Source organism: Acinetobacter amyesii, assembly GCF_002018365.1.
Lineage (GTDB): Bacteria > Pseudomonadota > Gammaproteobacteria > Pseudomonadales > Moraxellaceae > Acinetobacter > Acinetobacter amyesii.
In genome coordinates, this window is record NZ_MVKX01000004.1 from 55498 (window position 1) to 69929 (window position 14432).

The 14432-nt window shown below is 41.8% G+C and carries 10 protein-coding genes; 1 reads left to right on the forward strand and 9 read right to left on the reverse strand.

Annotation, left to right across the window (positions count from 1 at the left end; genetic code table 11):
- Window positions 1-85 precede the first annotated feature (85 nt).
- The 9 genes from sucD to sdhC form a co-directional block, all read right to left on the reverse strand.
- The gene (gene sucD / locus B1202_RS07240) at window positions 86-976 is read right to left on the reverse strand and encodes a succinate--CoA ligase subunit alpha (protein ID WP_078189901.1); all 891 of its coding nucleotides are present in this window, start codon (window positions 974-976) and stop codon (window positions 86-88) included.
- A gap of 13 nt (window positions 977-989) precedes the next feature.
- Window positions 990-2156: an ADP-forming succinate--CoA ligase subunit beta gene (gene sucC / locus B1202_RS07245; RefSeq protein WP_078189902.1), complete on the reverse strand. Its 1167-nt coding sequence runs from the start codon at window positions 2154-2156 to the stop codon at window positions 990-992.
- Window positions 2157-2337: 181 nt separating this feature from the next.
- Window positions 2338-3768 carry a dihydrolipoyl dehydrogenase gene (gene lpdA / locus B1202_RS07250; RefSeq protein ID WP_078189903.1) on the reverse strand — a complete coding sequence of 477 codons (1431 nt, stop codon included), beginning with the start codon at window positions 3766-3768 and terminating at the stop codon, window positions 2338-2340.
- A gap of 60 nt (window positions 3769-3828) precedes the next feature.
- Window positions 3829-5046: a 2-oxoglutarate dehydrogenase complex dihydrolipoyllysine-residue succinyltransferase gene (gene odhB, locus B1202_RS07255; RefSeq protein WP_078189904.1), complete on the reverse strand. Its 1218-nt coding sequence runs from the start codon at window positions 5044-5046 to the stop codon at window positions 3829-3831.
- A gap of 16 nt (window positions 5047-5062) precedes the next feature.
- Window positions 5063-7885, reverse strand: a complete 2823-nt coding sequence (locus tag B1202_RS07260) for a 2-oxoglutarate dehydrogenase E1 component (RefSeq protein ID WP_078190128.1) — start codon at window positions 7883-7885, stop codon at window positions 5063-5065.
- Window positions 7886-8681: 796 nt separating this feature from the next.
- Window positions 8682-9389 carry a succinate dehydrogenase iron-sulfur subunit gene (locus B1202_RS07265; RefSeq protein ID WP_078189905.1) on the reverse strand — a complete coding sequence of 236 codons (708 nt, stop codon included), beginning with the start codon at window positions 9387-9389 and terminating at the stop codon, window positions 8682-8684.
- A 14-nt stretch (window positions 9390-9403) separates the two neighbouring features.
- Window positions 9404-11302 carry an FAD-binding protein gene (locus B1202_RS07270; RefSeq protein ID WP_078189906.1) on the reverse strand — a complete coding sequence of 633 codons (1899 nt, stop codon included), beginning with the start codon at window positions 11300-11302 and terminating at the stop codon, window positions 9404-9406.
- A 12-nt stretch (window positions 11303-11314) separates the two neighbouring features.
- Window positions 11315-11680, reverse strand: coding sequence for a succinate dehydrogenase, hydrophobic membrane anchor protein (sdhD, locus tag B1202_RS07275; protein ID WP_078189907.1), 366 nt, complete (start codon window positions 11678-11680; stop codon window positions 11315-11317).
- A complete protein-coding gene (gene sdhC / locus B1202_RS07280; protein ID WP_078189908.1) occupies window positions 11680-12078 on the reverse strand; it encodes a succinate dehydrogenase, cytochrome b556 subunit in 399 nt (132 codons plus the stop codon). Before sdhC ends, sdhD begins: the two co-directional genes overlap by 1 nt.
- 1027 nt (window positions 12079-13105) lie before the next feature.
- On the opposite strand from sdhC, the gene gltA reads away from it, so the two are divergent.
- On the forward strand, window positions 13106-14383 hold the full coding sequence (gltA, locus tag B1202_RS07285; RefSeq protein WP_078189909.1) for a citrate synthase: 1278 nt from the start codon (window positions 13106-13108) through the stop codon (window positions 14381-14383).
- Window positions 14384-14432 lie beyond the last annotated feature (49 nt).

Below are 14432 nucleotides of genomic sequence, written 5' to 3' on the forward strand. Positions count from 1 at the left end.
TTCTTTACTATTCACCCACTATTATTAAATAAAAATAAAAAAACCCCTCATTTGAGGGGTTTTTATTAACAGAAACTTACCGTAATTAAGCAAGACCTTTTGACTTTAAGACTTCAAACATCGTCGAGCCTAATTCAGCAGGACTTCGGGTATAAGCCATACCCGCTTTTTCAAAGGCAGCGAATTTCTCTTCTGCCGTACCTTTACCACCCGAAATGATTGCTCCTGCATGTCCCATACGTTTACCTTTAGGTGCAGTCACACCCGCGATATAACCGACAACAGGCTTTGTAACATTCGACTGGATATATTCAGCTGCTTCTTCTTCTGCTGTACCACCAATCTCACCAATCATAATGATCGCTTCTGTTTGCGGGTCGTCTTGGAACAGTTTTAAGCAATCAATTTGGTTCATGCCCGGAATTGGGTCTCCCCCAATACCGATACAAGTCGACTGACCCAGACCCAGCTTCGTGGTTTGCGCTACAGCTTCATAGGTCAAAGTCCCTGAGCGCGAGATAATGCCGATTTTACCTGGTTGATGAATATGCCCCGGCATAATACCGATCTTACATTCACCTGGAGTAATAATCCCTGGACAGTTTGGACCAATTAAACGTGCATTATTACCATAGGTTTCTAGGTAACGTTTAGCTTTTAGCATATCGAGTGTCGGCACACCTTCAGTGATCACCACAATCAGCTCAACACCCGAATCAATCGATTCAACAATTGAATCTAAAACAAACGGCGCAGGCACATAAATCGAGGTTGCTGTTGCGCCCGTTTCACGCACCGCTTCTTTCATGGTATTGAATACCGGCAAATTAAGATGCTTTTGACCGCCTTTGCCCGGCGTCACGCCGCCAACGACTTTTGTGCCGTAAGCAATCGACTGTTCTGAATGGAATGTGCCGTTTTTGCCGGTAAAACCTTGTACCAATACTTTAGTGTCTTTATTTACTAATACGCTCATGATCTCTACTCCCTTAGCCTTTTACCGCAGCAACGATTTTTTCTGCAGCATCAGCTAGTCCGCTGGCAGAAATCAATTTCAAACCTGATTCATCAAGTAATTTTGCGCCCAACTCCGCATTGTTCCCCTCTAAACGGACAACTACAGGCACAGTCACATTGACTTCTTGAACCGCTGCAATAATGGCTTCAGCAATCATGTCACAACGTACAATCCCGCCAAAAATGTTGATTAATACCCCTTGTACGGAACTATCTGCCAAAATGATTTTGAACGCTTCAATCACGCGTTCTTTGGTCGCGCCGCCGCCGACATCTAGGAAGTTTGCAGGTTGACCGCCATAGAGTTTAATGATATCCATGGTTGCCATCGCTAGACCAGCACCATTAACCATACAGCCAATATTTCCTTCTAAGGCAACGTAGTTCAAATCAAACTCAGAGGCCTTCAGCTCACGCTCATTTTCTTGCGATTTATCACGTAGCGCTGCGATTTCAGGTAAACGGTATAAGGCATTCGAATCGATGCCAATTTTTGCATCCACACATAAAATCTCGCCATTTTCACGTACGGATAACGGGTTAATTTCAAATAAGGCAAAGTCATTTTCAATGAATGCTTGATAAGCCGCAGACATGATTTTGACAAATTGATTCACTTGACCATCTTTTAGGTTTAAAGCAAATGCCACTTCACGCGCTTGGAATGGTAATAACCCAACTAAAGGATCAACCTCAACTTTAATAATTTTTTCAGGGGTTTCTTCTGCAACTTTCTCAATTTCCACACCACCTTCAGTCGATGCCATAAAGGTCACACGACGGCTAGAACGGTCAACCACAGCACCTAGGTACAATTCACGCTTTACTGGATAAACATCTTCAGATACCAAAATACCGCTGACGGGCTGACCTAATGCATCTGTTTGATATGTGACTAAGCGTGAACCGACCATTTGGTTCACATAATCAGTGGCTTCTTGCGCAGATTTTACAACTTTAACGCCGCCCGCTTTACCACGACCACCTGCATGGACTTGGGCTTTTAAAACTGCAAACTTACCACCCAGTTGCTCAAAAGCTTTGACTGCTTCTTCTGCGGTTGTTACAAATACGCCTTCTTGGACTGGCATACCATATTTTTTTAATAACGCTTTAGCTTGATATTCGTGTAGATTCATTGAACAACCTTTTACTCTTTTTTCGCTTTGTTATGACCCATTAAAGCCCAGACATCCGTCAAAGCAGCTTTAACCTTTTTTAAATCTTAAAATATTTCTTATCTTTATTTTTAGATGATTATTCAAATTAAAACAACCATCTGAAACAAAAAAGAGCGGCCTAAGCCGCTCTTTTTACATCTTATTTACGTTTACGCTGAATCGCGTGAATCGCACGTCCATCGACTGCAAGAGCAGCTTCATGAACGACTTCAGAGAATGTCGGGTGACCAAAAGTCATTAACTGCAGGTCTTCAACACTTGATACAAACTCTAGTGCAATCATACCTTGGTGTACGATATCAGACGCAGCTGGTCCAATGACATGCATACCAAGTAGACGATCTGTTTTCGCATCAGCAACAAACTTAACAAAGCCTGCATTTTCACCAGCAGCCATTGCACGACCATTTGCAGCGAAACCAAATTGACCAGTTTTCACTTCATGGCCTTTTTCTTTCGCTTGTTCTTCTGTTAAACCAACCCACGCCGCTTCAGGATGTGTGTAGATGACAGAGATGATTGTGTCGTAGTTCACTTGAGCTGCGTGACCGTGCATACGTTCAACAGCCATTACGCCTTCTTCCATTGCTTTATGTGCAAGCATTGGACCACGTACCAAGTCACCAATTGCGTATACGCCTTCAACCGAAGTTGCACACCAATCGTTTACTTCAACTAGACCGCGTTCAGTAAGTTTAATGCCTGAATCTTCAGCCAATAAACCTTCTGCATATGCTTTACGGCCAACACAAACGATCAATTTATCGAAAGTTTGAGTTTTGTCTTCGCCACCTTGAGTGTACTTAACCGTAACTTCACGGCCATTCACTTCTGTACCAGCAACTTTAGCGCCAACACGGATATCAAGACCTTGTTTAGTCAATACTTTTTGGTAGTCTTTCGCCAATGCTTTATCAGCCATTGGTAAGAATGCGTCCATTGCTTCAAATACAACAACTTCAGCACCTAGACGACGCCAAACAGAACCAAGCTCTAGACCAATGACACCCGCGCCAATTACGCCAAGACGTTTAGGCACTTCTGGGAACTCAAGCGCGCCAGTAGAGTCAACAATAATGTCTTGATCTACAGGAGCAACTGGAATATTGACTGGCACAGAACCCGATGCAAGGATTACATATTTAGGTTCTAAAATTTGAGTTTCACCTTCGTGAGATACAAACTCAACTTTCTTACCTGCAAGTAATTTACCTGTACCTTTTAACCATTCGATACCGTTGCCTTTAAGTAGGCCATCAATACCCATTGTGAGTTGGTTAACAATTTTGTCTTTACGATCAAGTAATTTCGCAAGATCAAATTTCACTTCACCTGTTGTAATACCGTGGTCATCTAAGTGATGAACGGTATCTTCATAACGGTGAGATGAATCAAGTAATGCTTTAGATGGGATACAACCCACGTTTAAGCAAGTACCACCTAAAGATGGTTTACCTTTATGAATACGTTTTTCAATACAAGCTACTTTAAAGCCTAATTGAGCAGCGCGGATAGCAGCCTCATAACCACCAGGACCGCCACCAATAACAACTAAATCAAATTGAGACATGTGTATCTCCAAAAATGGGCTTAGAGGATCGCTCTAAGCCCATTGCATTATTCTGAAGTATTAAAGATCAAGGATTAGCTTAGCTGGTTCTTCTAACAATTCTTTGATTGTTACAAGGAAGCCTACTGCTTCTTTACCATCGATTAGACGGTGGTCATAAGAAAGCGCTAAGTACATCATTGGCAAGATTTCGACTTGACCATTTACAGCCATAGGACGTTCTTGGATTTTATGCATACCCAAAATCGCAGTTTGTGGCGTATTTAAGATCGGTGTAGAAAGCAATGAACCGAAAGTACCACCATTAGTAATAGTGAATGTACCGCCAGTCATATCTTCGATACCCAATTTACCATCACGCGCTTTACCAGCGTATGCACGGATACCGTTTTCAACTTCAGCATAGTTCATGCGGTCAGTATCACGTAGAACTGGAACCACTAGACCACGGTCGCTTGATACAGCAACACCAATGTCGTAGAAACCGTGATAAACGATGTCATTGCCATCAATCGAAGCGTTTACAGCTGGGTAGCGTTTAAGTGCTTCAGTTGCAGCTTTAACGAAGAATGACATGAAGCCAAGACGTGCACCATGACGCTTTTCAAAAGCATCTTTGTATTGCGCACGCATTTCCATGATTGGTTTCATGTTTACTTCGTTGAACGTAGTCAACATTGCTGTTTCTTGAGTTGCAGCAAGTAGACGTTCAGCAACACGCTTACGAAGACGAGTCATAGGAACACGTTTTTCGATACGTTCACCAACAGCAACGCTTAATGGCGCAGCAGCAGGAGCAGCTGGTTTAGCTTGGTGGTTTGCAACATCTTCTTTAGTGATGCGACCGCCACGGCCAGTGCCAGCAACGTCAGCAGCAGCAATACCAGACTCAGTCAATGCTTTACGCACTGCAGGAGCTTGATCAGCAACAGGTTGAGCACGTTCAACAACAGGAGCAGCACCCGCTTGAGTTTGCGCAGCAGCTTGTTCTACTTTCTCTTCTGATTGAACAGCTTGAGTTTGAGCAGCGCCAGAAGCAGCACCTTCTTCAAAAGTCGCAATCACTTCAGCAGAAAGAACTGTATCGCCTTCGTTTTTAACGATTGCAGTAATAGTACCGTCAGCAGGAGCTACAACTTCTAAAACAACTTTATCTGTTTCAATATCACAAATCACTTCGTCACGTGATACTGCTTCACCTGGTTGTTTGTGCCAAGTTGCAACTGTACCGTCAGCAACTGACTCTGGGAATACCGGTGCTTTAATTTCGGTTGCCATTATTAAGAATCTCCTGTTATTCAGCTACGATAGCTAAAGCATCATTTACGAGTTGAGCTTGTTGTTTTGCGTGCAAATATGGTGAACCACAAGCCGGTGCAGCAGAAGCTTCACGACCTGCATAACTAATACGAACTTGTTTGCCCGCTTTCATCACGTCGTCATACAGACGAGGAGCGATGAATAACCATGCACCTTGGTTCTTCGGTTCTTCTTGAGCCCAAACCAATTCTTTAACGTTTGGATATTGTGCAAGAACTTCAGCAAGACGTGCTTCTGGGTACGGATACAATTGTTCAATACGAACGATTGCTGTGTTGTTCAATTCTTTTTCACGACGTTTTTCAAGTAAGTCGTAGTAAACCTTACCACCACAAAGCACTAGACGAGTTACGTCTGACTTGTTGATGTTGTCGATTTCGTCGATCACAGTTTGGAATGAACCATTTGCAAGTTCTTCTAATGTAGAAGTTGCAAGTTTGTGACGAAGAAGAGACTTCGGTGAAGTCACGATCATTGGTTTACGGATTGGACGAAGTGCTTGACGACGCATCGCATGGTAAATCTGCGCTGGTGTAGTCGGTGTGATCACTTGCATGTTTTCTTCAGCACATAGCTGTAAGAAACGCTCTAAACGAGCTGATGAATGCTCAGGACCTTGACCTTCAAAGCCGTGTGGAAGAAGCATAGTCAGACCGCATACACGTTCCCACTTAGTTTCGCCAGATGCGATGAACTGATCGATTACAACCTGTGCACAGTTTGCGAAGTCACCAAATTGCGCTTCCCAAATGACAAGGCTCTTTGGAAGAGTCGTTGCATAACCGTATTCGAATGCAAGAACCGCCATTTCTGACAATAATGAGTCATAAATAGCTGTACGTGGTTGGTTTTCTTTCAAGTTACATAATGGAATGTAAGTTGAACCATCGACTTGGTTATGAAGTTTTGCATGACGGTGTGAGAATGTACCACGGCCAACGTCTTCACCTGTTAAACGAACAAGGAAGCCTTCATCTAGAATAGATGCATAAGCTAAAGTTTCAGCAGCACCCCAGTTCAATGGCATTTCACCAGTCTGCATTTTCAGACGGTCATCAATCACTTTAGCAACCTGACGTTGCATCACGAAGCCTTCAGGAAGCTCGCGCATTTTCGCACCAAGCTCTTTTAGACGTTCGATTGGGAAAGTCGTATCCCATTTGTCTGTGTATTCGTGGCCTAGGTAAGGTTTCCAGTCCACAAACATTTTTGTATTTGGCTCAAGTACCAACGCATTTGCAACGTGTTTACCTGCTTCAAGGTCAGAACGATACTGTTCAACCATTGCATCAGCAGAAGCACGATCAAGAACGCCTTCTTGTACAAGTTTGTCAGCATAAAGCGTACGAGTTGTCGCTTTTTTATTGATGATTTGATACATCATTGGCTGAGTTGCAGCTGGCTCGTCGGCTTCGTTATGACCACGACGACGGTAGCAGAACATGTCAATCACAACATCTTTACGGAATGTATGACGGAAATCGTGTGCCAATTGAGAAACAAACAATACAGATTCAGGATCATCACCGTTCACATGGAAGATCGGTGCTTGGATCATTTTAGCGATGTCAGTACAGTATTCTGTAGAACGTGCATCACGTGGATCAGACGTTGTGAAACCAACTTGGTTGTTCACGACGATATGAACTGTACCACCCACTGTGTAACCACGAGTTTGTGACATTTGGAAGGTTTCTTGGTTTACACCTTGACCTGCAAATGCAGCATCACCGTGAACGATGATTGGCAATACATCATCACCACCGATATCTTTACGACGTACTTGACGTGCGCGTACAGAACCTTCAACTACAGGTCCAACGATTTCTAAGTGTGATGGGTTAAACGCCAATGCCAAGTGAACTTCGCCACCCGGAGTCATTACGTTTGAAGAGAAACCTTGGTGGTATTTAACGTCACCAGAGCCTTTTTTATGAAGTGCTTTACCTTCGAACTCACCAAATAGGTCAGCTGGGTTTTTACCCATGATGTTTACAAGAAGGTTTAAACGGCCACGGTGAGGCATACCGATAACCACTTCTTTACAACCTACTGAACCCGCGCGTTGAATAAGTTCATTCACCATAGGAATGAAAGATTCACCACCTTCAACACCGAAACGTTTCGCACCAACGAATTTGTTACCAAGGTATTTTTCTAGGCCTTCAGCTGCAGTTAGACGTTCAAGGACGTGTTTCTTTTGGTCTGCAGTGTAGCCAAATTGACCACGAGTACCTTCAAGGCGCTGTTGAATCCAACGTTTTTCTTTGGTATCAACAATGTGCATGTATTCAACACCAATCGAAGCAGTGTAAGTTGCTTCCATTGCTTGAACCATTTCACCAAGTGTTGCTTCAGATTTACCGATTGCAAGGTTACCTGTATTAAATACAGTGTCTAAGTCAGACTGAGTTAAACCATGCGCAGCAAGATCTAGATCAGGCACGATTTCACGTTTTGCAAGACCTAGTGGATCTAATTTTGCGTTTTGATGACCACGGTTACGGTATGCAGCGATCAACTGTAATACACCGATTTGACGGCGTTCATGCTCAGAACTTACTGCACTTTGCACTACTGGCTGAACACGGCTTGAATTACGGCCTAATAATAGGAATTGCTCACGTACATTGCTGTGTGGTTGATCACCTTTCGGGAATTTATCGAAGTATTCACGCCAATCAGCCTCTACTGAGTCTGGAGCCGTTAGATACTGCTCATAAAGTTCTTCAATATACGCTGCACTGTCAGCGCTAAGTTCAGTGTCAAGACGCAGTGCGTCAGCAACTTCTTGCATTTGTGGACCCATTTCCTATTGCAAAACATTTCAGGATGCTTTTTAAGCGAACCCATGATTAGTAATGTCAAATTGGTAATATGACATTAGTCCCCATTAGGCTTAAGCCTTGAGGCGTTATCACTACATTAGGATTACCCAATGTGATTAATGAACAATAACGCCCTCAGCGGCATCATTACTCATTGAGAAATACCCGACATAAATCGGGCAATTTTTGCAAATCGTCTTAGAAAAAATAAAATTTGCACCATTATCTTTTCTAAAGCGACTTTATTAACATTTATATACCGTCTACAGCGCTTAAATTGTAGAAAAAATGTACCTAATTCAAAGTCATTTTTTACATATAGTGATGCTTTAAATGCTAACACGTTCGAGCATTTTCAATTGATTTTTTTGACACATACCTCTCATAAATTAGCGAAATACACTGTTTGTATTTTCATCTATGATATGGTGCTACATATAAAATGATCTTTCAATTAAGACAAAAGTCTACGTTCGATTTTTCCCTCAAGTTATATACAAAAACAAAAGAGAGCTGACATTCCTATCCTCTCTCTTTTTACTACGTTACATAATAACATCTTCTAATCCTTTTGACAGACTTGTACGAGCGTTTCATCAATAAATAACCATTTATCTATCGCTTTATACCTTTAATTCACTACGTTTTTATGAAATCCATTTAAAGCAATCATCAATGACAGCGAATAACTTTCACTATCATCACTTTTATATATGACAAAAAAAAGCGCACCCAATGGCGCGCTTCCTTTTACTGCTAAATCTATTAACCTAAATCTAAAAGCATATTACGGATGTGACCAATTGCTTTAGTTGGGTTAAGACCCTTAGGACATACAGATACACAGTTCATGATACCTTTACAACGGAACAATGAGAATGGGTCGTCAAGACGAGCCAAACGCTCTTGAGTTGCTGTATCACGAGAGTCAATGATGAAGCGATATGCATTCAACAATGCTGATGGACCCAAGAACTTGTCTGGGTTCCACCAGAATGATGGGCATGAAGTTGAACAACATGCACACAGAATACATTCGTACAAACCATCTAAGTGTTCACGTTCTTCAGGAGACTGCAAACGCTCTTTAGGAGGCGCAGGCTGATTGTTGATTAGGAACGGATGGATTTTGTTGTACTGATCGTAGAACTGATTCATATCTACAACCAAGTCTTTAATTACTGGAAGACCTGGAAGTGGACGAATTGTAATCACTTCTGGCAAGTCGTTTAGGTTCCAAAGACACGCTAAACCATTTTTACCATTGATGTTTACACCATCTGAACCACAAATACCTTCACGACATGAACGACGGAATGTTAATGATTCGTCTTGTACTTTTAATGCTAGAAGCGCATCAAGCAACATACGGTGCTTGTCTGTCAACTCTAGTTTAAAAGTTTGCATGTACGGAGCTGCATCCTTATCAGGATCGTAGCGGTAGATATTAAATGTACGAGTACCTCTACTCATCTTACTTCTCCCAATTAGAATGTACGTGGTTTAGGTGGAATAGCATCTACAGATAAAGGCTTGTAACGTACTGGTTTGTACTCAAGACGGTTATCTACAGAGAACCATAAAGTGTGTTTCATCCACTCATCATCACGACGGCCGTATGGGTAGTCAGCATGATCAGGTGGTAATTCGAAATCTACCACTGTATGCGCACCACGACATTCTTTACGTGCAGCAGCAGAAATCAGTGTCGCTTTTGCAACTTCATACAAGTTTTCAACTTCTAGAGCTTCAACACGTGCTGTGTTAAATACTTTAGATTTGTCTTTCAAATGAATGTTACGTACACGTGGTTCGATCGCAAGAATCTGTTTCACACCTTCTTCAAGAAGTGCAGATGTACGGAATACACCAGCGTGGTCTTGAACGATGTCACGGATTGCATCTGCAACTTCTTGAGCATTTTCACCAGAAGTAGATTCATCAAGATGACGAACACGATTCAAAGTGTTTTCAAGAACAGTTGTAGGTAATGGAGCGTATTCATCACCATGGTGTTTAGTTACGTAGTCAACAATATGTTCACCAGCAGCTTTACCAAATACAACCAAGTCAAGCAATGAGTTTGTACCTAGACGGTTTGCACCGTGTACAGATACACATGAACATTCACCGATTGCATAGAAACCTTTCACTGGTTTAGTGAAATCACGGTCGCCCGCGTTGTGTGAGTACACATCAGTTTCTTTGTTGTAGTTCGCAACCAAAGCTTCAGTTTCACGAGATACAGGAACAACCACTTGACCATGAATGTTTGTAGGAATACCACCCATTTGGTAATGGATTGTAGGTACTACAGGAATTGGCTCTTTAGTGATGTCAACGTTCGCGAATTTCTTACCAATCTCGAATACAGATGGAAGACGTTTCATGATTGTTTCAGCACCAAGATGCGTCATATCAAGCAAGATGTAGTCTTTCTTAGGACCACAGCCACGACCTTCTTTAATTTCTTGGTCCATAGAACGTGATACGAAGTCACGAGGTGCCAAGTCTTTAAGTGTCGGAGCATAACGTTCCATGAACGGCTCACCAGCATCGTTACGAAGGATCGCACCTTCACCACGACAACCTTCTGTCAACAATACGCCTGCGCCCGCAACACCTGTTGGGTGGAATTGCCAGAATTCCATATCTTGTAATGGAATACCTGCACGAGCTGCCATACCAAGACCATCACCAGTGTTGATATAAGCGTTAGTAGATGCACGGTAAACACGACCAGCACCACCAGTAGCGAACAATGTAGCTTTACCTTGGAATACTGCAATTTTACCAGTTTCTTGGTCAATTGCTGTCACACCAAGTACATCGCCTGCTTCGTTACGGATCAAATCAAGTGCGATCCATTCTACGAAGAATTGAGTACCCATTTTCACGTTGCTTTGATAAAGCGTATGAAGAAGTGCGTGACCTGTACGGTCGGCAGCAGCACATGCACGTGGAACTGGTTTTTCACCATAGTTCGCAGCATGACCACCAAACGGACGTTGGTAAATTGTACCGTCAGCGTTACGGTCAAATGGCATACCTAGGTGTTCAAGTTCATATACAACTTGAGGCGCTTCACGAGTCATGAACTCAATTGCGTCTTGGTCACCTAACCAGTCAGAACCTTTAACTGTGTCGTAGAAGTGGTAGTGCCAGTTATCTTCTTGCATGTTACCAAGAGATGCACCAATACCACCCTGCGCTGCAACAGTGTGTGAACGAGTTGGGAATACTTTAGTCAGTACAGCAACTTTCAAACCAGCTTGAGCAAGTTGGTAAGAAGCACGCATACCTGAACCACCACCACCTACGATGACTGCATCGAAAGTTTGGTGTGGAATATTTGTGTAATCTTCTTTAGGGGTTATAGCGCCCATGATATCTTCCTATCAATTTGCCCAAAAAATCTGGATCGCCCAGATCGCGTATGCAAATACTGCAACAATCACTGCAGAAGTCAGCACTAAACGCAGACCGTTTGCTGAAGGACCCATTTGACGAGTAGTCACATAGTCAGTGAATACCTGCCACATACCAATCCAAGCATGCGCAACAAGAGATAAGACAGACAATAAAGATAAAATCTTCATTGGTGTTGTCATCATAAAGCCATACCATTGCTCAAAAGTGAATCCGCTATTGCAAAGGATCCAGCCCAGTACAACAATAGTATAAACAGCCAATACAACGGCACTTACACGTTGGATAAACCAATCGCGTGAACCTGATCCTGTTAAACCTGTAGCACTTTTCATTAGAGAACAATCCATACAAATGCTGCAACAATACCGATTGCAGACAAGATCAATGAAATAGTAGCTGCGATACGACCACTTTGAAGTTCTTCAGCAACGCCAAGATCTGCAAATAGATGCTTGATACCACCAATAAGGTGATAAATTAAGCCGGCTACAAATACCCATACGACAAAACGCACAATAAAGCTGTCAAACACAGCCTGAACTTGCGCAAAACCTTCAGGTGAAGATAGAGATTTGTCTAAAATCCAAAGAAGGACCGGTACGAGTAAAAATACGATAACACCTGATAGACGGTGTAAAATTGATGCAATAGCCACAGGGGATTTTAAGTTTACTTCTAAAACTTGACCCATGGACAAATTGACAGGTCTGTTGCTTTTCACAGCGGGCATCCTGTAAGTAAAAACTCCATCCGGAGTTTGTTGGAATTAATTCGTAGGAAAGCTAGCATAGTCAGACATTACAATATAATAAACTCTGCAGCTGTCTGATCTTATAAACGACAGGGAATTATAAAACGTGAACTTTCAAAACACAAACGAAGACAATTAGGAATTTTGCAAAATATCCTTAAATAAGAATCATTAACAATAACTTTTCTACAAACAAATACCTTATTTATCTAAGAAAATCAGACTATCTTGTTGGTTTTAATCAGTTAAATGTAAATTTCATTTATTGTTTTTGTGTGTATATGGTGATTTAAACTTTTAGACTAAAGATGAACAAATCTAAATCTTTCTTTTCCCACTACATTTTAAAATCTTCCAGCACATTCGCCAAGCCTTAATCATAAAAATAAATGTGCATCATTTTCTCAAATGATAAAACTCAAAGATCATGAAACGAAATAAGTACTTAGTCTGTGCATAAAAATCTCAGCAACAGCAAATCCGTTCAATAAAACACCATTATTTCCCATTCCAATGACAAAAATGATCATTTATTAAGCTTTTTAAGGCGTTTAATTAACTATTTTTTAACCAAACGAACTTTTTTTTAATGGCGATTAAGTCGTTTTAATTATGAATAAGAAAACAGCAATTTAGAGCCATAGATGTGTGTAAGTTACGAAAATTATAATAATTTAATGAAATAGCGGTCTTGTAATTCATATTTGTTTCAGAGTTTTTAAGAATTAAAAATTGCTTACAATTAAGGCAATAGGCTTTTTTTAATCTGCACCTCCCCTGCAATTTGACTTATTATACTGCGTCGGCACTGTGATTTTACTCATTTTTTAAGCGGATGAATTGTGCTTCATTTCAATGAATGATCCTCAATTTATATCCATAAGTATAATTGACAAAATTTCAGTTCCCTCTAATCTTAGAGCAAATTTTTGATCCGTCTGATTCTCGCATTAAAAGATTAGTACTGAGTCAGATAAAACATTCACCAGGACAGGAGATCTATTGAATGTCTGAAGCAACTGGCAAAAAAGCCGTTTTACAGCTTGATGGCAAAGAAATTGACTTACCAATTTACAGTGGCACTCTAGGCCCAGATGTAATTGACGTTAAAGATGTGTTGGCCGCAGGTCACTTTACTTTTGATCCTGGTTTTGTCTCAACGGCTGCTTGTGAATCTAAAATCACTTTCATTGACGGCGGTAAAGGTGTTCTTCTACACCGTGGCTACCCAATCGACCAGCTTGCTACTAAAGCAGACTACTTAGAAACTTGCTACCTTCTTTTGAACGGCGAGCTTCCTACTGCTGAACAAAAACAAGAATTCGATGCTAAAGTTCGTAACCACACTATGGTTCACGATCAAGTTGGCCGTTTCTTCAATGGTTTCCGTCGTGACGCTCACCCTATGGCGATCATGTGTGGTGTTGTTGGTGCGCTTTCTGCGTTCTATCACAACGGTTTCGATGTTGAAAACATTGACCACCGCGAAATCACTGCTATTCGCTTAATCGCTAAAGTTCCTACTTTAGCTGCTTGGACTTACAAATACACAGTAGGCCAACCATTCGTTTACCCACGTAACGACTTAAGCTACGCAGAAAACTTCTTGTACATGATGTTTGCTACTCCTGCAGACCGTGATTACAAAGTTGACCCTATTCTTGCTAAAGCAATGGACCGTATCTTCACGCTTCATGCTGACCACGAACAAAACGCGTCTACTTCTACAGTACGTCTTGCTGGTTCTACTGGCGCTAACCCATACGCATGTATCGCTGCGGGTATCGCGGCTCTATGGGGACCTGCTCACGGCGGCGCGAACGAAGCTGTTCTTAAGATGCTTGATGAAATCGGCACTGTAGAAAACGTTGCTCCGTTCATGGAAAAAGTGAAAACTAAAGAAGTTAAACTTATGGGCTTCGGTCACCGAGTTTACAAAAACTTCGATCCACGTGCGAAAGTAATGAAAGAGACTTGTGACGAAGTGTTAACTGCACTTGGTATCAACGATCCACAACTTGCCTTGGCTATGGAACTTGAACGTATTGCGCTTTCTGACGAATACTTCATCAAACGTAACCTATACCCTAATGTAGACTTCTACTCAGGTATCATCCTTAAAGCGATTGGTATCCCAACAGAAATGTTTACTGTTATCTTCGCTCTTGCACGTACTGTTGGTTGGATCAGCCACTGGTTAGAAATGCACAGCGCACCTTACAAAATCGGTCGTCCTCGTCAGCTTTACACTGGCGAAACTCAACGCGATATCCAAGGTCGTTAATTCGAAAGAATTGTGCGAATCTAAAAACCGTCCCTTTGGGGCGGTTTTT